Here is a 17,349-nt window from a genome sequence, read left to right as displayed (position 1 = left end):
CGCTTGGCCCGGATTGCTTGCGCGCATTTCGCGAAGAGGCTCATGCTGCCGCTGTTCGCGATGTTTTTTATCAGTGCGTTTGCGCTTGTTGGCACGGCCCGGACGGCTTCGGCCGAAACCCGGACGCTGAACATCGAATTCGTCCACACGGGCGAAAAAGCGTCGATCACGTTCAAGCGCAATGGCCGCTACGACCCGAAGGGTCTGAAACAACTCAACTACATTCTCCGGGACTGGCGTCGCAACGAGCCGACCAAGATGGATCCACGCCTGTTCGATCTGGTGTGGGAAGTCTACAAGCGCTCCGGCGGCAAGGGTTATATCAAGGCCGTCTCCGGCTATCGCTCGCCGCAGACAAACGCCATGCTGCGGTCACGCTCGAAAGGCGTGGCCAAGGAAAGCCAGCACATGCGCGGCACTGCGATGGACTTCTACATTCCCGGTGTTTCGCTGAAGACGATTCGTGAGAATGGCGTAAAGCTGCAGGCCGGTGGCGTCGGTTATTATCCGAATTCCGGTTCGCCGTTTGTGCATCTGGATGTCGGCGGCGTGCGCGCATGGCCGCGGATGAACCGCCAGGATCTCGTGCGCCTGTTCCCCGATGGCAAGACGGTTCACCTTCCTTCGGATGGCAAGCCGCTGCCGGGCTATCAACAAGCCATGGCCGAGTACAAGAAGCGTCTGGCCTCCGGCAATACGATCCTGATGGCGGAAGCCAAAAGCCCGTCGCGTTCGAAGAACCTGCTTGCCATGCTGTTTGGTGGTGGCGACGAGGACGAGGAAGAAGATGTCAGCGTGCCGGCCGAGCGTCCCGCCGTTGCCACGCAGCCGCAGCGCGAGGAGCCGGCGCCAGCCGTCGTCACCGCCGCCGAACCGGTGATGGTCGCCAGTGCCCTGCCGGGTGTCGAGCAGCCGTCGCTTGCGGCGCTGCCTGTGCCGCAGGCGCGGCCTTCGCTGAAGCAGGCCGACGCAAGTCTTGCCGTTGCGCTTTATCAGCCGCCCCGCAATGCAGCCGAGGATGCGCTCAGCCAGGTCGCCAGCGGCGTGCCGGTTCCGGTCGAGGCGCCAACCAGCGAATTTGCCGATCTGCAGGCCGTCAAGATCCCGATCCCGACATTGCTCGGACCGCGAGGCATGCCTGGCAATGCGGAACAGAGCGCTGCTGCGAATGTGATGACGGCATCTATCGATCCGGCCATGACCGAGGGTGCTGTGCTGGCTGACGGCATGACGGTTCCTGTCCCGTCTGTGCGCCCATCGGTTGCCGAAGCCCTGCTGGCGAGCGCGGACTCGGAGATTGAGGCGGAGGTTGACGAAGTCGAGCAGGCAATCCTGTCTCCGGAAGCAGCGGAAGCGCTGGAGAAGGGCAATGCGCAGCCCGAGATGGCAGCAGCTCCGGTTCCGGCAGCCTATCCGAAGGACATGACAGTGGTGGCCAAGGTCGAGGATGCGCCCGCCGCGCAGCCGCAGCAGCCAGCACGTTATATCGAAGTTGCCTCGATCGACCGCGAAGAAGCAGCCGAACCCGAGACTCAGTTCGGCGACATGTTCGATACGCCGGTCGGCCAGGCCGATGGTGTCGAGGCGGGCCTGCCGACCAAGGGTGGTCGTCCGAGCGAACTTGAGGCCGAGCAGGCACGCATGGCAATGACCGGTGGCGCAAAGCTGACCAAGAGCATGATCACGCAATGGGCGCTGAGCAAGGATACGTTTGCGACGGTGAGCAAGCCGGTCAAGGCGCCGCGCATCGTTGCCCGCTCGCTGAGCGCTCCGGGTGCGGCCATTCCGGTCGGCTTCAAGCAGGGGGCGACTTCGGTCGATCCAAGCCGTTTCGGCCAACCCAAGTCCTAAACAGGTCGCACATTCAGAGACACGAAACCCGCCCTTGTGGCGGGTTTTTCGTTTGTGACCGGGAAAATTGCCGGGCCGCCATAGATCACCTCTATGGCCTTGCCCAAGTCTGCTCCATCTTTGATGCCGGTTGATTGCAGCAACAAAAAACCCGCCACGAGGGCGGGTTTCTGATGTCGGCTGAAAGCGCTTATTCGGCTTCCGGCGGATTTTCGATCATGCCGAGTGCATGCAAATAGGTGTCGAGGATCAGGTCCTCTTCCATGCGTTCCTGGTCGTCCTTCTTGCGAAGGGCGATGACCTTCTTGAGGATCTTGGTGTCGAAGCCCATGGACTTGGCTTCGCCATAGACGTCCTTGATGTCGTCGGCGATGGTCTTCTTTTCTTCTTCGAGACGCTCGATGCGCTCAACAAAGGCGCGGAGCTGGTCGCGGGCGACGCCGTGGGCAGCATCAGACATGGGCAATCTCCTTGGTAGCGGGAATTTTATCGGTGGCGATGAACTGCCGTGAACGAGGCCCCGCGTCAAGTCCCAAAGACGCAGAGTCGATCACTCCTTCGGCCGGTTCTGTTCGAAGGCGGCTTTCTTTTTATCGTCGGCTTCCTGCTGATGCAGTGCCTTCCACTCGTCATAGGGCATGCCATAGACGATCTCGCGGGATTCGTCGCGCGTCAGCGGGGTACCTGCCTCCTTCGCGGCGTCGAGATACCAGTTGGACAGACAGTTGCGGCAGAAGCCGGCGAGGTTCATCAGGTCGATGTTCTGCACATCGGAGCGCTCGCGCAGATGGGCGACGAGGCGGCGAAAGGCAGCCGCTTCGAACTCGATCTGCTGCTGCTGGCTGAGCTTTGTCATGATGCACACTCCTCAAGAGGTGTTTCGGATAAGGGGTCTGCCGAAATCGCCGGATAGGGACCAGTCCGCGAGGCGTGGACCTCATAGCGATGAAGGGCAGGGTCGGCATTCATCCTTGAAAAGATCGGTGCCAGGCGATCGGCCCATGCGAGCACGCCATCCTCGTGGCCGATCAGATCCTGGCGCACTTCCAGCAGGGCATGCGGTATGCCCCGGGTCATACAATGACGATACATCGTGTCGCCCTTGAGTGCACCGTCATAGGGTTCGTTGTTGCCAACCAGGATATCGCCCGGTGCGCTCAGCAAATCGATCAGCGGGCGGACCGCGCGATGATCGGTGTCCCACAGCACGGCTGCATGCCAGGGACGGGCAACGCCCTTCCAGGCCGGGGTGTAGGAATGTAGCGACAGCACGAGCGGCGCCTTGCCGGAGGTTAACGCAACCCTTTCGATCGTCTCTTCGACGGCGCGATGATAGGGCCGGTGAAACGTCTCGATCCGGTGCTGCCATTCGTCGGGCGCAATCGGATGATTGCCCGGGATGATCGCCCCATCGGAGATGCGCATGATGATGGTCGGGTCGTCCTCGCCGCGATTCGGATCGATCAGCAGGCGGGAGTAACGGGACATGACCGCCGGCGCATTCAGGCGGGCGGCCAGCGCACGGGTCAGCGCCTCGATGCCGATGTCATAGGCGATATGGCGCTCGAATGCCGAATCCGGCAGGCCGAGGCGGTCGTAGCGGGGCGGAAGATGATTGGTCGCGTGATCGGCAAGCAGGATCAAGCCGTTGTCATATCGGCCGTCTACAATTTCGAAAGGTGGGAATTCATTCATCAGTTCGAAGCCATCTCATGCTAGATGGGTTTGATCGCATGGGGGAATAGGGAGCGCAAGCTTTCACCTCGGTCACGTTTGTGCCAAGATCGGACATGATGGTTCCAACCCTGACCCGAGGTGGGAATTATAATCGATTAGAGTTGCGTTGACATTCTTGGGTCATCATCGCAAGAAGGCATCCAATGCGCATTTATGGAGTTCCGGCGGCAATCGTGCAGAAGCAACATCGACAGACTTGCGACCGCGCTGCCGCGCGTTTTTTAAAGCCCCTTCTTCTCGTAGGAGCCTTGCTCGCGCCGTTCATGGCCGCAAGTGCTGCCCACGCCGAATTCAGGGTCTGCAATGGGACACAGAATTTGGTCGGCGTTTCCGTTGGATATCGAGCCGAAGAAGGCTGGATTACCGAAGGCTGGTGGCAGGTGCCGGCTGGCACATGCGCCACGTTGATCGAAGGCGAACTGCAGTCGCGCTACTATTATCTCTATGCTGAAGACGCGGCCCGCGGCGGACGATGGGCCGGTGACATCAATATGTGTGTCGCCGAGAACGAGTTCAAGATCGTGGGCGTGAACGACTGCTTTGCGCGCGGCTATCAGCAGATGGGATTCAAAGAATATGACACCGGCCGGCAGGGCAGCTGGATGGTCCAGCTCTCCGATACGTCGGGCACGCAAGAAAGCCAGAACTGATGAAGCGCAACCGCAAAGTAAAGATCCTTGCAACGCTCGGACCAGCCTCTTCCGACGAGGCGATGATCCGGAAACTTCATGAAGCCGGTGCCGATCTTTTCCGTATCAACATGAGCCATTCGAGCCATGAGATGCTGCGGACGCTGATCCAGCGCATTCGCAGTGTCGAAGCCGCCTGCGGCCGTCCGATCGGCATTCTTGCCGACCTTCAGGGTCCGAAGCTGCGCGTCGGCAAATTTGCCGAGACCACGGTCGAGTTGAAGCCGGGCCAGACATTCACGCTCGACAGCAACGAAGCGCCTGGCGACGCGACCCGCGTCTACCTGCCGCATCCGGAAATCATGGAATCGGTCAATGTCGGCGACCGCCTGCTGATCGATGACGGCAAGCTGCACCTCAAGGCCGTCAAGTGCGACGGCAAGACCATCGTCACCGAAGTCGTGTCCGGCACGAAGATTTCCGACCGCAAGGGTGTCAGCCTGCCTGATACCATTCTGGCAACCGGCGTTCTGACCGACAAGGACCGGGCCGACCTGGATGCCGTTCTGGCGACCAATGACGTCGACTGGGTTGCGCTGTCGTTTATCCAGCGGCCGGAAGATCTGGCCGAAGTGCGCAAGATCGCCAAGGGTCGCGTCGGCCTGATGTCGAAGATCGAAAAGCCGCAGGCTATCGAGCGTATCGATGAAATCATCGAGCTCTCCGACGCCCTGATGGTTGCCCGTGGCGACCTTGGCGTGGAAATGCCGCTGGAACGCGTTCCGGGCATCCAGAAGCAGCTGATCCGCGCCTGCCGCCGCGAAGGCAAGCCGGTGGTCGTTGCCACCCAGATGCTCGAATCGATGATCACCGCACCGGTTCCGACCCGCGCCGAAGTCTCGGACGTTGCGACCGCCGTCTTCGAAGGTGCGGACGCCATCATGCTGTCGGCCGAATCGGCTTCCGGCCAGTATCCGGTCGAAGCCGTCGCCACCATGGCGTCGATTGCCCACACGGTCGAGCGCGAGCCGCACTATCCGGGCATCATCTACGCCCAGCGTGCCCAGCCGGAAGCAACAGGCGCCGATGCGATTTCGCTGGCTGCCCGCCAGATCGCCGAGACGCTGAAGCTGACCGCCATCGTCTGTTACACATCGTCGGGCAATACCGGCCTGCGCGCCTCGCGCGAGCGTCCGGAAGTGCCGATCATCGCGCTGTCGCCGGTCATCCAGACGGCGCGCCGCCTGTCGGTGGTCTGGGGCCTGCACTGCGTCGTGGCAAAGGAGCCTTCGGATCTCGACGACATGGTCAACGGCGCCTGCCGCATCGTGGTCGAGGAAGGTTTCGGCAAGCCGGCAGACCGCATCATCATCTCGGCCGGTGTGCCGCTCGGAACGCCGGGCGCAACCAACATGCTGCGCATCGCCTATATCGGCGCTGACGGCCAGTCGGGCATCTGATCGGACTTCACCGCATGACTTGGAAAAGCCGCCTTCTGGCGGCTTTTTTCATGCGATGGGTTACTGCGATGGACTTAGCGCGATGGAGGCTGCAAGCGTCGGCTCCAGGGTCCGCGCCATGGCCTGCAGGTCACGCGGCTTGCCGGCGAGTGTCTCGATCGCCGCAATGACCAGATCGGTTGCGACATAGTCCGGCTTGTGGCCGAGACCCTTGACCCAGACGAGTTCCGATCCGGCGATGTCGCGGGCAAGGCCGCGCGAATGGATCTCCTCCAGCACGATCTCGTCGCTGTCTCCGGTGATGACAACAGTCGGCTTGTCGATCTCTCTGTAGCGCGGTGCAAAGCGCGTCACATAGTCGAGAAGGTTGGCGACGTCCGTGGCATTGGCCTCGAAGGTGGACGGTCTCAGCACCAGCGCAGGGCCGGTGTCGTCTGCATAGGTCTGCGAGCGTGCATTCGGCGCAAAGACATGGCTGGTTGCCGCGTCGAGCCTGGCCATGCCGGCATGCAGCGCCAGCGTGTGGCAAAAGATCGGGCCGATGATCGGCGTCGAGGCAAGATGGTAGTACCAGTCTACGCCGCCGGGCCAGGGATGGGTTGCCGCCGCGAGGAACAGCAGGCCGGCAGTCTTGTCGGGAAACAGCACGCCGAAGCTTGCGGTGATCGCGCCGCCGAAGGAATGGCCGACGATGATCGCCCGGTCGATGCCCTTCAGCTCCATCAGTCTGGCAATGGCGCGCGCCTGGCCGTCGGGAAAGTCATTTTCCGGGCCGCCACGCTCGGAATAGCCATGGCCGGGCCGGTCGACGAACAACATCTCGGCCCGCCCTTCCAGCGGCGCCAGGAAGGCGCCGGCCTGGTCACGCAGGTTGCCGCTTGCGCCGTGGATGAAGACGATCGGCGGCAGGTCGGCATTCGGGCCTGCTGGCACATGCAGCGCGTTGAGCCGGTAGCCGCCGACATCGGTCAATGTGCCGGTGTTCGGGTAGGCCGCTTCGATCGTCCTGGCGCGGATATAGGTCGCGGCAGCGAGGACAAGCAGGAGTGCAGCCAGAAAGACGACGATGGCCAGCACGATCAGGCCTGGTCTGAGGGGAATTGGCAAGGAGATGACAGCTTTCGAATTGGCGGGGCATGTCTTGGAAAGATCGGGCGCTGGCGCCGGCAGTCAAGGCCTGCCGATGATAAAGCCTCAGGTCCGGGTCCCGGCCAGTTCTTCGGAGATCGTGATGACGAATTCCTGCGCCTCGCGGTCGGCCGGATAGATCTCGAGATACCGTTCCCAGGCCTTCAGCGCGGCCTCCTGACTGCCGCGCTCGGAAAGGATGGCGGCAAGACCCGCCAGCGCGCCGAAGTGGCGCGGTTCCAGTTCCAGCACCTTGTTGATGTCGGAGACGGATTTCTTGTAGTTGCCCATGGTGTAGTGGAGCGTTGCACGCTGGTTCCATGCGCCGACAAAATCCGGGTTCAGGGCGATTGCCTGGTCGAGAAAATCGAGGGCGGCGGCGGTCCGCTTTTCGTCGGTCGCCTTCTTCGCCCATTCGAGCAGCAGGTCGGCGGTCGGGCTTTGCGACGTGTTCCACTTGGCCATGACGGAATTGGCCAGCTGCCGGGCAATCTGCGGACTGCGTTCGCGCTTGAGTGCTGCCAGCATGCCGTCGAGATCGCGTGGTTTTTCTGCTGCCTTGAGCGGCACCTGTTCGACCGGCGCCTGCTCGACCGAAGGCTGTTCCGATGGTCTTGTCCCCGGAAACGGTTGATCAGGCACCTGAGCAACCGCAATTCCTGCGATGAGCAGGCTCGGGAGCAGGGCGGGGAGCGTCAGGGCGGTCGAGGTGAGTCGCAACGAAAGAAGGCGCATACCGGGACGATAATCCCTCTGCGCCTTCTTTCAAACTCAAATTTACGAAATCAACACGCCGTCTGTACGGCGGGGTATTCCCACAGGCATGGCGCGCCACGAAGGCTGCGCCGAAACCTCAGCCCTGACGAGCCTTGAAGCGCGGGTTCATCTTGTTGATGATGTAAACACGACCCTTGCGGCGAACCAGACGGTTGTCGCGGTGACGGGCCTTAAGCGCTTTCAGCGAGTTCTTGATCTTCATTTTCCTGGTCCACAACAATTGTCGGGGAATGGTTTATTCGCCCGCTGCCAAAAACAATCAAAAGAGCGCCGCCCGGGCGCATCCCTGAAGAGTTGGCCGCAATTACCGCGACCAGCCCGGTCATGTCAACCTTCAATGCCGGAAATGCGCGCTAGAAGCAGCGAATATTCCCGGAAATTCAGGCTTTAATCGACATTATTTCCGTCACATGCCCCATCTTGCGACCGGGGCGGGCTTCGGTTTTTCCGTAGAGGTGCACAAGGACATTGCTGCGGGCGAGCCATGCCGGCACGGAATCAATGTCGTCACCGATCAGATTCGTCATCACGCAGTCGGAGTGGCGCGACGGATCACCGAGCGGCATGCCGGCCACGGCGCGGATATGCTGCTCGAACTGCGAGACGACGCAGGCGGCCTCTGTCCAGTGGCCGGAATTGTGCACGCGCGGTGCGATCTCGTTGGCGATCAGGCCGCCATCGGCGAGCACGAAGAACTCCATCCCGACAACACCGACATAGTCGAGGCCGTTGAGCAGCCTGGTCGCAGCCTCACGCGCGGCAATCGCCGTTTCTGCCGGGATTGCGGCCGGAAGCGTCGATGTGTGCAGGATGCCGTTGCGGTGGACGTTCTCGGTCGGGTCGTAGGCCCGCACCTCGCCATCGGCACCACGGGCGGCGATGATTGACACTTCGCGAACGAAAGGCACGAAGCTTTCAAGGATCAGCGGAACGGGGCCGAGGGCCGCATAGCCGCCTTCGGCCGTGTCACCCTTGCGGTAAACCTTCTGACCCTTGCCGTCGTAGCCGAAGCGGCGGGTCTTCAAGACGCCTTCGCCGCCGAAATCGGCCAATGCCGCTTCGAGGTCGGTCTGGCTGTCGATGGCGTGAAAGCGTGCCGTCTCGATGCCCGAGGCGTTGAGGAAACGTTTTTCGGTGACGCGGTCCTGGGCAACTTCCAGCGCCTTTGCCGGCGGGTAGACCGGAACGCTTGCAGCCAGCCGTTCGACTGCCGTGACCGGCACGTTTTCGAATTCGTAGGTGACGACGTCGCACAGCTTTGCCAGTTCTGCCAGCGCTTGCGGATCGTCATAGGCGGCGGTGATCTGGGCGTTGGCCACCTGTGCCGCCGGGCTGTCTGCCTGCGGCTCGAGGATGATGGTGCGGTAGTTAAGCCGTGCTGCGGCCATGGCGAGCATGCGGCCAAGCTGGCCGCCGCCGATGATGCCGATCGTGCGAATGGTCATGGAGTTTCGTCCATCGGATAGTCGGCGACAGATCCGGCTTGGCGCTCGATCCAGTCGTCGAGCCGTTCGGTCAGGTCGTCGTCGTGCAGGGCAAGAACGCGGGCCGCAAGCAGCGCGGCGTTGACGGCGCCGGCGCGGCCGATGGCCAGCGTGCCGACGGGAATGCCGGCCGGCATCTGGACGATCGAATAAAGACTGTCGAGGCCGGACATGGTCTTGGACTGCACCGGCACACCGAAAACCGGCAGGGGCGACAGCGAAGCGACCATTCCGGGCAGGTGGGCGGCGCCTCCGGCACCGGCGATGATGATCTTGAAACCTTCATCGCGCGCGCCCTTGGCAAAGGCATACATGCGATCGGGTGTGCGATGGGCAGACACGATGCGGGCTTCATAGTTGACGCCGAGCGCGTCCAGCGTGTCCGCAGCGTTTTTCATCGTCTCCCAGTCGGACTGGCTTCCCATGATGATGGCGACGGGTGGGCACTCAGCTGTCATCGGATTTCCTTTGTGCGGTCAGGCGATGATGTCCGGAATGATCTGATCCTCGATCGAGGTGATCTTGTCCTTGATGGACAATTTCTTCTTTTTCATTCGCTGGATTCTCAGGGCATCGCAACCGGTCGAGATCATCGCATTGATGGCGACGTCATAGTCCTCGTGCTCCTGGCGAAGCCGTGCCAGTGCGAGCCTGACGTCCGCCTGTTCCTGATCGGCCATTGTTTGTTCCCCGATTGCCGCCTCGTGCACTTTCTTTAAGGATGCACGGTAGATTCGCGCAAGCTCCTATCACCAAATACCGGTAACGGGAAGTTATCCTTGTCTGCGTTTTTGCCGCAATGAAATGGGTTCTTTGCCTTCGACAAACCGCATTCTTCGTGTCACATTACGTTCGTAAAGCCTGAAACTCCAGTGGAGAGAGCTGGAAGTAGGCCAATAAGGAAGGACGCATCAAATGACCATGCAGGCTCATCTTGAATCGCTGGAAAAGAAGCACGGTGCTTTGGAGGAAAGGCTCCATACCGCTCTTGCATCCCCCTCCGTCAACGATGAACATATCGCCGAATTGAAGCGTCTTAAGCTGCGTCTTAAGGATGAAATGGAACGCCTGAAGGCCTCCACCCGACACTGACAGGATGTGGCTGCGCCGGCTCCGGATAATCCGGACCCGATGTACTGAGTGAAGCAGCCACCATTTTTCGGCCCCGGAGTTCACATCGACTTCGGGGCTTTTATTTTGTCTGCATCCTGTGGGGAACAAAGGCTCTGCGGTGAACAAGCACGGCTCAGGACCAGAATTGATCGAGCCAGAGGTTCATCCGGTCGAAACCCGGACGGTTGACGCAGTAGATGCGGCGGGTGCCTTCAGCCTTCACGTCGACCAGGCCGCAATCCAAAAGGGCTTTGAGGTGCTGCGAGACGGCCGGGCGGCTGATCGGCAGCGTCTTGGCGAGGTCATTCACGGTCTTCGGCGATCGACGCAGATCCTCCAGGATGTGACGCCTGTTCGGGTCTGCGATAGCCGTGAAAGGATCCGCGTTGGTCATGGGAAAAGGTTATGTCAAAGGCGAATGCGCGGCAAGCGCGAATGTGCGCTGCAGCAGGGCTTTCGGGCGGATGGAGCCGATCAGTGCCAGGATGCTGGTGCGGAGCGGCTTTCTCCTGGGATGAACAGGTGTGCCGCTACATCAATGAGTAGAAACGCGTGCTTTGATCACGCCTTCGGCGGCGGCGCTTGTTTCAGGCTGCGATGCTGGTCCTGGCGACGTCTTCTTGCTGCCAACAGGGGCGATTGTAGCGAGGCGACAGCATAGAAGTTCAGCTCCATGCGCATTGTCCGGTTGATCCTTGCAGGAGAGCGGTCTATCGGATTTCATGAGATACAACGAGGGTGTGTTCCGCAGGTTGCGGAAACACCCGGAAACGGAACCATCGATGACCAAGAAGAAACAAGATCGCTGCCGCCTCGTGCTGATCGTCCCTGATATGGCGGATGCCGCCGAACAGGCCCGTGTTCTCGGCGATGCATTGCGCGGCGGCGATGTCGCTTCCGTGATCATTCCGCAATATGCACTGGACGACGCGACATTCCAGAAACATGCCGAACTGCTGGTTCCGGTGATCCAGGAGGCGGGTGCCGCGGCGCTGATCGTCGACAACAGCCGGGTTGCCGGCCGGGTGAAGGCGGACGGACTGCATATCAGTGGCAATGCAGCGGCTCTGAAGGAGGCCGTCGAGAGCCATACGCCGAAGATGATCGTCGGTGGTGGCAATGCGATGGACCGCCATCATGCGCTGGAGATGGGCGAAGCACAGCCCGACTACATCTTCTTCGGCAAGCTCGATGGCGATATCAAGCCGGAAGCGCATTCGAAGAATACGGCGCTTGGCGAATGGTGGTCGGCAATGATCGCCATTCCCTGCATTGTCATGGGCGGTATTGATCCTTCGTCCGCTGTGGTCGTCGCCGAGAGCGGTTCCGAGTTCGTGGCGCTCGGCAAGGCGGTTTTCGACGATCCGGCAGCGGCTGCGACGATTGTTTCCCAGGTGAATGCCGAACTGGACGAAAAAGCGCCACGGTTTGAAGATTGAACCGCTCCATGCGCCAATCCTTGTTCTTCCATCGTCTGATTCTCGCCGCTTTTACGGGGCTCGCCCTCGCGATGGCGCCTGCTGTTTATGCGCAGGATACAGAGGATGGCCTGGAGATTGGTGACGCGCCGGCAATCCGGCCTGCAGAGCCAGAGGATGCCGGAACGATTGATCGCGGTCAGCGACCAAGCAGCAGCGACGGGGATGCGACGACGCTGGACCGTGCCGATCGTGATGCCAGGCAACCGGAAATCAAATCCGGACGTGAGCAGGGCAAGGATGGCAAGACTGGCAAGGACGGCAACGGCGATCGCGAAGAGGAATTGCAGGGGATCAACATCTATCTGCGCATGGGAACGCCGCTGCCTGATCCGCCGAAGGAAAAGGAATTCTCCGGGGAACCGGACGAGGCTTATGGCGCTTTCCAGCGCGGCCTGTTTCTGACGGCGGTCGACAAGGCGCTGCCGCGTGCGCAACTCGGTGATCCGGCGGCGCAGACATTGCTGGCGGAGATCATGTCGCGCGGGCTTGGCGTCAAGCGAGACCTGAAAGGTGCAAGTTTCTGGTATGGCCAGGCGGCGCAGGGCGGCGAACCCTCGGCAATGTTCAAATATGCCCTACTGTTGATGGAGGGAAAATATGTCCCCCGCGACAAGGCAAAGGCCGACGAATACATGCGCAACGCCGCCGATGCCGGCAATGGCTCGGCGCAGTTCAACTGGGCGCAGATCCTGGTGTCGGACAATCCGGGCGTCCGTGGCCTGACCATGGCCATGCCCTATTACGAAAAGGCGTCCGAGCAGGGCATTGCCGATGCACAATATGCGCTGGCCCAGGTCTATACGGCGCTGAAGGATGTGCCTGAAGAGAAGAAGGCCAAGGCCCGCGACTGGCTTGAGCGGGCGGCAAAGGCCGGTTTCGATACGGCCCAGCTCGATATCGGTATCTGGCTGGTCAATGGCATCAATGGCCCGCGCGATTATGACGAGGGCTTCCGTTGGCTGAGCATTGCCGCCAAGCGCGGCAATGTGGTGGCGCAGAACCGGCTGTCGCATCTTTATATCAATGCACTCGGCACACGGCCGGATCCGGTCGAGGCTGCCAAATGGTATGTGCTGTCGCGTCGTGCCGGCCTGACGGATCCAGCCCTTGAGGACTTCTATCTCGGTCTCAACGAGGAGCAGCAGAAGCAGGCGATCGACGGGGCCAATCGTTTCCGTCGGAGTTGATACGTTTCGATCCGGAATACGACCGCTTTGGGGGAGCGGTGGCATGGACATCTTCGATCTGTTCCAGCGTCTGGGCCTTGCGATCGCCATCGGTGCTGCCGTGGGCGTCGAGCGTCATTGGCGCGAGCGTGATGAGCCTGAGGGCGGACGCACGGCTGGGATCCGGACCTTTACCCTGATCGGAATGACAGGCGGCCTTGCGGGGCTGATAGAGCAGGCCGTTGCGGCGACGCATTTTCCAGGGCTGGTCGTGACCGGTTTCCTGCTCTGCGTCACCGCGATCATCCTGCGCTTCGGCCTGATGGAAGCGCAGGCGCAGAAATCCTTCAGCGCCACGACCGTGATTGCCGCCGTCACGACATTCGGCCTGGGCACGCTCTCGGTCATTGGCGACATGGTGCTGGCGTCCGCCGGCGGTGCGGCCATGGTTGCTGTTCTGGCGAGCCGCGAATTCCTGCACGGGGCGATCCGGCGGTTGAAATGGGAAGAGCTGCGCTCGGCGGTCGTTCTTCTGGCCATGACATTCGTGCTCCTGCCGCTGATCCCGGCTGAGCCAGTGGGACCATTCGGCGGGGTGTCTCCGCGTACTCTGGTGGTGCTGGTCATCGCGCTCGCGTCGATCTCCTATGTCGGCTATGTCGCGGTGCGTCTGCTTGGCCAGGGGCAAGGGGATCTGGCGGCCGGCGCCGTCGGCGGTCTGGTCTCCTCGACAGGAACGACACTTGCCCTTGCACGGCGAAGCGTGAGTGCAGGCTCGTCAGCGGGGCTTGCCGCCGGGGCACTGGTTGCCGGCGCCGTGTCGCTGATCCGCACCATGTTTCTGATGCTGGCGCTATCGCCCTCGCTGGGATGGTCCGTCCTGCCGGGGCTTGTCACTGCTGCGCTGGTCATGGTCCTGGCCGCGCTGTTTTTCGTGCGCTTGCGTGAGCCTGCCGGCGAGGGAGACCTGCCGGCCAATCCGTTCGAAATCGGCGCGGTGATCCGCATGGCGCTGCTGATCACCGCTGTCGCTTTTCTGGCGCGTGCGGCAAGCCAGGTCTTCGGCGATGGCGGGCTTTATCTCGTCTCGGTGCTTTCGGCCTTTGCCGATGTCGATGCGGCCACGGTGACGATTGCCGGCATGGCGGATCGGCTGAGCCCGGCAGTGGCGGTCGAGGCGGTCAGCCTTGCGGTGATTGCCAATATCGCGGCGAAGGTGCTCTATGCCGCGGGCACGGGCAGCCGGAGCTTTGCCGCCAAAGTGGCTGTCGGTTCGCTGCTTGCCGGGTGTGCCGGCTTGGCGGCCCACTGGGCGGTCCACTGGGCTGCGGGGCTGCTGTGAGCCGTGCGCATGGCCGGATGGCGGGTTGCCCCTTGAAATCCGGCAATTTTTGTGGTCTTGAACCGCGCAACCGCTGCCGCGCGCAAGCGCCGCTCTCGTCGCTTGCTTAAAGCGACCACCGAATTTCAAGGATTGTCACCGAATGGCCCGTTCAGCTCTTCTCAACGTCATGGTTCAGTCCGCCATCAAGGCGGGCAAGTCGCTGGCGCGCGATTTCGGCGAAGTGCAGAACCTGCAGGTCTCCGTCAAGGGGCCGGGTGACTTCGTTTCGCAGGCCGATTTTCGCGCCGAGAAGATCGTGCGCGAGGAGCTTTTGAAGGCGCGTCCGACCTATGGTTTCCTCGGCGAGGAAAGCGAAGAGATCAAGGGCACCGATGGCGCGCATCGCTGGATCGTCGATCCGCTTGATGGCGCGACCAACTTCCTGCACGGCATTCCGCAGTTTGCCGTCTCGATCGCGCTGGAGCGCAATGGCGAGATCGTCGCCGGCGTGATCTTCAACCCGGCGACGGACGAACTTTACACGACGGAAAAGGGCGGCGGCGCCTTCCTCAACGATCGCCGCATCCGCGTCGGCGCCCGCAAGGTGCTGTCGGATTGCGTCATCGGTTGCGGCGTGCCGCATCTCGGCCGTCCCCAGCACGGCAAGTTCCTCGTCGAACTGCGCCATGTCATGGGCGAAGTTTCCGGCGTTCGGCGCATGGGGGCTGCTGCCCTCGATCTCGCCTATGTCGCAGCCGGTCGGCTGGATGGGTTCTGGGAAACCGGTCTCAACATCTGGGACGTTGCCGCCGGTGTTCTTCTGATCCGCGAAGCCGGTGGTTTCGTCTCGGACATGAAGGGCACTCAGGATATGTTCGAGACCGGTGCCGTGATCGCCGGCAACGAGTATATTCGCAAAGCCTTGGAAGAAGTGATTAATCGTCCCGTACCGCAGGCATAAAAGCTTTCAAAACGGGGCTGTATGACGCGGCTTTCCGGCTTCAATTCGTCTCATTTTTCTACTAGCCTTCGGGACTGAGATTCCCCGGAGGTTGAGTACACATGGCGAAAGTGAAGCTGGCGGACCTGGAAGTGGGCGAAACCCGAGCAGGGGAATACGGCCAGAAGCTCTCCAGCCCGATGCCTTTCTTCACCACAATGATCATCTTCCTGATCATCGTCGGTTTCATCGCGGCCATTCTGTATCGACAGGCCCACGCGGCCTTCATCACCAATCCGGGGCTGAACGGCCTCATTCTCGGCGTCCTGGCGGTTGGCATCATCCTGGTGTTCAACCATGTGCTGGCGCTTCGCCCGGAAGTGCGCTGGTTCAACTCCTTCCGTGCCGCCGGCAATGATTTCGACCGCGTCGGTCGCGACCCGCGGCTGCTCGCGCCGATGAAATCGCTGATCGGCGGCCGCCGCTCGATGGCGATTTCCAGCACCGCCCTGCGGTCCATTCTCGATTCGATCGGCACGCGCCTGGATGAATCACGCGATACGACACGCTATCTCGTCGGCCTGTTGGTCTTTCTCGGCCTGCTCGGCACCTTCTGGGGTCTGCTGGGCACGATCGCCTCGATCAACGATGTCATCCAGTCGCTGGACCCGTCGTCCGGCGACAGCAATGACGTATTGACCGCGTTGAAGAGCGGCCTGACGGCACCACTCGCCGGCATGGGTACTGCGTTTTCGTCCTCGCTACTTGGCCTGTCCGGCTCGCTGATCCTTGGCTTTCTCGATCTCCAGGCCGGTCGTGCGCAGAACCGCTTCTATACCGAACTGGAAAACTGGCTGTCTTCCGTGACGGACCTCGATTCCGAGCTGGCTGTTGTCTCCGACGGCAGCGGCGCGGTGGCCAGCGAAGATGTGAAGCTGCTGCTTGTCGAGGTCGCAAGGCTCGCCAACCGCGAAGGCGGCGATACGAGCAATAGCGAGCGCTCTGTTGCCGCGATTGCCGGACTGGCCGAGGGTATCCAGGGGCTGGTGAAGAACATGCGCAACGAACAGCAGATGCTGCGTGACTGGATCGAGGCGCAGCAGGAAGACGCCCGCGCCATGCGCAAGACGCTCGACCGGCTGAACGACAAGATCGGCGGGACGAAGTAAATGGCGCTCGGCCGCAACCGGCGCCGGGAGCGCTCCGTCGATTACTGGCCGGGCTTCGTCGATGCCCTGTCGACGCTGCTGCTGGCGATCATGTTTCTGCTCACGGTCTTCGTGCTGGCGCAGTTCATCCTGAGCCGGGAGATTTCCGGCAAGGACGAGGTGCTGAACAGGCTGAACAGCCAGATTGCCGAACTGACCCAGTTGCTGGCGCTCGAAAAGAGCGGCAAGCAGGATCTCGAAGATACGCTGGCCAGCCTGCAGTCGTCGCTCGCATCCTCGGAAAGCGAGCGCACCCGTTTGCAGCAGCTTCTGGAGAGTGGAACCGGATCTGCCGATGCCGCCAATGTGAAAGTCGGCAGGCTGACGCAGGAACTGGACGCGGAAAAGCAGGTCAGCACGCGGGCAATGAGCCAGATCGAGCTGCTCAACCAACAGATCGCCGCATTGCGGGCGCAGATCGCTGCCATCGAGGAGGCGCTACAGGCGTCGGAAGCCAAGGATGCGAATTCCCAGGCGAAAATTTCCGATCTCGGTCGCCGGCTCAATGTCGCTCTTGCCCAGCGGGTTCAGGAGTTGAACCGCTACCGGTCCGACTTCTTCGGCCGGCTGCGGGAAATCCTGTCGGATCGTGAAAACATCCGCATCGTCGGTGACCGTTTCGTCTTCCAGTCGGAGGTGCTTTTCCCGTCCGGCGGCAATGTGCTCAATCCGGCCGGTGAGGTCGAGATGGCCAAATTGGGCACGGCCCTGCTTGATCTGGCGCGGGAGATTCCGCCGGAAATCAACTGGGTGCTGCGTGTCGACGGGCATACCGACAATGTGCCGCTCGCCGGAACGGGGCGCTACGCCGACAACTGGGAGCTTTCGGCTGCACGCGCGATCTCGGTAGTCAAATATCTGATTGCCCAGGGGGTTCCCGCAAACCGTCTGGTCGCAGCAGGTTTTGGGGAAAACCAGCCGATTGCCGAAGGCGACAGTGTCGAGGCCCGATCCCAGAACCGTCGCATCGAGCTGAAACTCACTGAACGGTGAAATTTGGTACTGGAGAGTTCCAGACCCACCTTATTTGAGGATTGTATTACGTGCGCGT

General features: G+C 61.5%; 19 protein-coding genes and 1 pseudogene. 10 read left to right on the top strand and 10 right to left on the bottom strand.

What is annotated here, in order from left to right; translation table 11 throughout:
• Positions 1-42: 42 nt before the first annotated feature.
• The gene (locus GVK95_RS14895) at positions 43-1,851 is read left to right on the top strand and encodes a DUF882 domain-containing protein (protein WP_244618777.1); all 1,809 of its coding nucleotides are present in this window, start codon (positions 43-45) and stop codon (positions 1,849-1,851) included.
• Between the two features lie 190 nt (positions 1,852-2,041).
• Here GVK95_RS14895 and GVK95_RS14890 read toward each other — a convergent pair whose 3' ends face one another.
• The 3 genes from GVK95_RS14890 to GVK95_RS14880 all read right to left on the bottom strand — a co-directional run bounded on the left by GVK95_RS14890 (position 2,042) and on the right by GVK95_RS14880 (position 3,546).
• The gene (locus GVK95_RS14890; RefSeq protein ID WP_007607128.1) at positions 2,042-2,311 is read right to left on the bottom strand and encodes a DUF2312 domain-containing protein; all 270 of its coding nucleotides are present in this window, start codon (positions 2,309-2,311) and stop codon (positions 2,042-2,044) included.
• Between the two features lie 90 nt (positions 2,312-2,401).
• A complete protein-coding gene (locus GVK95_RS14885) occupies positions 2,402-2,707 on the bottom strand; it encodes a DUF1244 domain-containing protein (protein WP_159950946.1) in 306 nt (101 codons plus the stop codon).
• A complete protein-coding gene (locus tag GVK95_RS14880) occupies positions 2,704-3,546 on the bottom strand; it encodes an N-formylglutamate amidohydrolase (protein ID WP_159950944.1) in 843 nt (280 codons plus the stop codon). The genes GVK95_RS14885 and GVK95_RS14880 overlap by 4 nt, the downstream gene beginning before the upstream one ends.
• Positions 3,547-3,863: 317 nt before the next feature.
• Here GVK95_RS14880 and GVK95_RS14875 point away from each other — a divergent pair.
• Positions 3,864-4,238, top strand: a pseudogene (locus GVK95_RS14875) (DUF1036 domain-containing protein); the annotation flags it as partial.
• The gene (pyk, locus tag GVK95_RS14870; protein ID WP_159950942.1) at positions 4,238-5,677 is read left to right on the top strand and encodes a pyruvate kinase; all 1,440 of its coding nucleotides are present in this window, start codon (positions 4,238-4,240) and stop codon (positions 5,675-5,677) included. The pseudogene GVK95_RS14875 and the gene pyk, both read left to right, overlap by 1 nt.
• A gap of 60 nt (positions 5,678-5,737) precedes the next feature.
• Here pyk and GVK95_RS14865 read toward each other — a convergent pair whose 3' ends face one another.
• From GVK95_RS14865 to GVK95_RS14840, 6 genes are all read right to left on the bottom strand, one after another.
• Positions 5,738-6,784, bottom strand: coding sequence for an alpha/beta hydrolase (locus tag GVK95_RS14865; protein ID WP_159950940.1), 1,047 nt, complete (start codon positions 6,782-6,784; stop codon positions 5,738-5,740).
• Positions 6,785-6,871: 87 nt separating this feature from the next.
• Positions 6,872-7,540, bottom strand: a complete 669-nt coding sequence (locus GVK95_RS14860) for a hypothetical protein (RefSeq protein ID WP_159950938.1) — start codon at positions 7,538-7,540, stop codon at positions 6,872-6,874.
• A 118-nt stretch (positions 7,541-7,658) separates the two neighbouring features.
• Complete coding sequence (gene ykgO, locus GVK95_RS14855; RefSeq protein ID WP_007607121.1) at positions 7,659-7,784, bottom strand: type B 50S ribosomal protein L36; 126 nt, start codon at positions 7,782-7,784, stop codon at positions 7,659-7,661.
• Between the two features lie 178 nt (positions 7,785-7,962).
• A complete protein-coding gene (locus tag GVK95_RS14850) occupies positions 7,963-9,027 on the bottom strand; it encodes a 5-(carboxyamino)imidazole ribonucleotide synthase (RefSeq protein WP_159950936.1) in 1,065 nt (354 codons plus the stop codon).
• Positions 9,024-9,524: a 5-(carboxyamino)imidazole ribonucleotide mutase gene (purE, locus tag GVK95_RS14845; protein WP_159950934.1), complete on the bottom strand. Its 501-nt coding sequence runs from the start codon at positions 9,522-9,524 to the stop codon at positions 9,024-9,026. Before purE ends, GVK95_RS14850 begins: the two co-directional genes overlap by 4 nt.
• Before the next feature lie 18 nt (positions 9,525-9,542).
• Positions 9,543-9,746 (bottom strand): DUF465 domain-containing protein, encoded by a 204-nt coding sequence (locus GVK95_RS14840; protein ID WP_007607114.1) that lies wholly within the window; start codon positions 9,744-9,746, stop codon positions 9,543-9,545.
• Between the two features lie 235 nt (positions 9,747-9,981).
• Here GVK95_RS14840 and GVK95_RS14835 point away from each other — a divergent pair, with 235 nt between their 5' ends.
• Positions 9,982-10,158: a DUF465 domain-containing protein gene (locus GVK95_RS14835; RefSeq protein ID WP_007607112.1), complete on the top strand. Its 177-nt coding sequence runs from the start codon at positions 9,982-9,984 to the stop codon at positions 10,156-10,158.
• Positions 10,159-10,312: 154 nt separating this feature from the next.
• On the opposite strand, the gene GVK95_RS14830 is transcribed toward GVK95_RS14835, so the two are convergent.
• Positions 10,313-10,573 (bottom strand): metalloregulator ArsR/SmtB family transcription factor, encoded by a 261-nt coding sequence (locus GVK95_RS14830; RefSeq protein WP_007607109.1) that lies wholly within the window; start codon positions 10,571-10,573, stop codon positions 10,313-10,315.
• A gap of 388 nt (positions 10,574-10,961) precedes the next feature.
• On the opposite strand from GVK95_RS14830, the gene GVK95_RS14825 reads away from it, so the two are divergent.
• The 6 genes from GVK95_RS14825 (at position 10,962) to GVK95_RS14800 (ending at position 17,291) form a co-directional block, all read left to right on the top strand.
• Positions 10,962-11,618, top strand: a complete 657-nt coding sequence (locus GVK95_RS14825) for a thiamine phosphate synthase (protein ID WP_159950932.1) — start codon at positions 10,962-10,964, stop codon at positions 11,616-11,618.
• A gap of 8 nt (positions 11,619-11,626) precedes the next feature.
• Positions 11,627-12,847: a tetratricopeptide repeat protein gene (locus tag GVK95_RS14820; RefSeq protein ID WP_244618776.1), complete on the top strand. Its 1,221-nt coding sequence runs from the start codon at positions 11,627-11,629 to the stop codon at positions 12,845-12,847.
• Between the two features lie 43 nt (positions 12,848-12,890).
• Positions 12,891-14,168 carry a DUF4010 domain-containing protein gene (locus GVK95_RS14815; protein ID WP_159950930.1) on the top strand — a complete coding sequence of 426 codons (1,278 nt, stop codon included), beginning with the start codon at positions 12,891-12,893 and terminating at the stop codon, positions 14,166-14,168.
• 142 nt (positions 14,169-14,310) lie between these two features.
• A complete protein-coding gene (locus tag GVK95_RS14810; protein WP_159950928.1) occupies positions 14,311-15,111 on the top strand; it encodes an inositol monophosphatase family protein in 801 nt (266 codons plus the stop codon).
• 101 nt (positions 15,112-15,212) lie between these two features.
• Positions 15,213-16,259, top strand: a complete 1,047-nt coding sequence (locus GVK95_RS14805) for a flagellar motor protein MotA (RefSeq protein ID WP_159950926.1) — start codon at positions 15,213-15,215, stop codon at positions 16,257-16,259.
• Entirely contained in the window at positions 16,260-17,291 is a 1,032-nt protein-coding gene (locus GVK95_RS14800; RefSeq protein ID WP_159950924.1) for a peptidoglycan -binding protein, read from the top strand.
• Positions 17,292-17,349 lie beyond the last annotated feature (58 nt).

Origin of the sequence: Rhizobium sp. 18065, from assembly GCF_902706095.1 — a bacterium.
Lineage (GTDB): Bacteria > Pseudomonadota > Alphaproteobacteria > Rhizobiales > Rhizobiaceae > Allorhizobium.
The sequence above is the reverse complement of the archived record's forward strand: the minus strand, read 5'-3'. Positions and strand labels throughout refer to the sequence as shown.

Excerpts from the sequence above, each read along its gene's own strand:
- GVK95_RS14835 (WP_007607112.1), top strand. The coding sequence starts at position 9,982 with ATGACCATGCAGGCTCATCTTGAATCGCTGGAAAAGAAGCACGGTGCT.
- GVK95_RS14885 (WP_159950946.1), bottom strand. The coding sequence starts at position 2,707 with ATGACAAAGCTCAGCCAGCAGCAGCAGATCGAGTTCGAAGCGGCTGCC.
- GVK95_RS14830 (WP_007607109.1), bottom strand. The coding sequence starts at position 10,573 with ATGACCAACGCGGATCCTTTCACGGCTATCGCAGACCCGAACAGGCGT.
- GVK95_RS14825 (WP_159950932.1), top strand. The coding sequence starts at position 10,962 with ATGACCAAGAAGAAACAAGATCGCTGCCGCCTCGTGCTGATCGTCCCT.
- GVK95_RS14850 (WP_159950936.1), bottom strand. The coding sequence starts at position 9,027 with ATGACCATTCGCACGATCGGCATCATCGGCGGCGGCCAGCTTGGCCGC.
- GVK95_RS14815 (WP_159950930.1), top strand. The coding sequence starts at position 12,891 with ATGGACATCTTCGATCTGTTCCAGCGTCTGGGCCTTGCGATCGCCATC.
- GVK95_RS14805 (WP_159950926.1), top strand. The coding sequence starts at position 15,213 with ATGGCGAAAGTGAAGCTGGCGGACCTGGAAGTGGGCGAAACCCGAGCA.
- GVK95_RS14810 (WP_159950928.1), top strand. The coding sequence starts at position 14,311 with ATGGCCCGTTCAGCTCTTCTCAACGTCATGGTTCAGTCCGCCATCAAG.
- GVK95_RS14895 (WP_244618777.1), top strand. The coding sequence starts at position 43 with ATGCTGCCGCTGTTCGCGATGTTTTTTATCAGTGCGTTTGCGCTTGTT.
- GVK95_RS14840 (WP_007607114.1), bottom strand. The coding sequence starts at position 9,746 with ATGGCCGATCAGGAACAGGCGGACGTCAGGCTCGCACTGGCACGGCTT.
- GVK95_RS14890 (WP_007607128.1), bottom strand. The coding sequence starts at position 2,311 with ATGTCTGATGCTGCCCACGGCGTCGCCCGCGACCAGCTCCGCGCCTTT.
- GVK95_RS14860 (WP_159950938.1), bottom strand. The coding sequence starts at position 7,540 with ATGCGCCTTCTTTCGTTGCGACTCACCTCGACCGCCCTGACGCTCCCC.
- GVK95_RS14880 (WP_159950944.1), bottom strand. The coding sequence starts at position 3,546 with ATGAATGAATTCCCACCTTTCGAAATTGTAGACGGCCGATATGACAAC.
- GVK95_RS14820 (WP_244618776.1), top strand. The coding sequence starts at position 11,627 with ATGCGCCAATCCTTGTTCTTCCATCGTCTGATTCTCGCCGCTTTTACG.
- GVK95_RS14800 (WP_159950924.1), top strand. The coding sequence starts at position 16,260 with ATGGCGCTCGGCCGCAACCGGCGCCGGGAGCGCTCCGTCGATTACTGG.
- ykgO (WP_007607121.1), bottom strand. The coding sequence starts at position 7,784 with ATGAAGATCAAGAACTCGCTGAAAGCGCTTAAGGCCCGTCACCGCGAC.
- purE (WP_159950934.1), bottom strand. The coding sequence starts at position 9,524 with ATGACAGCTGAGTGCCCACCCGTCGCCATCATCATGGGAAGCCAGTCC.
- pyk (WP_159950942.1), top strand. The coding sequence starts at position 4,238 with ATGAAGCGCAACCGCAAAGTAAAGATCCTTGCAACGCTCGGACCAGCC.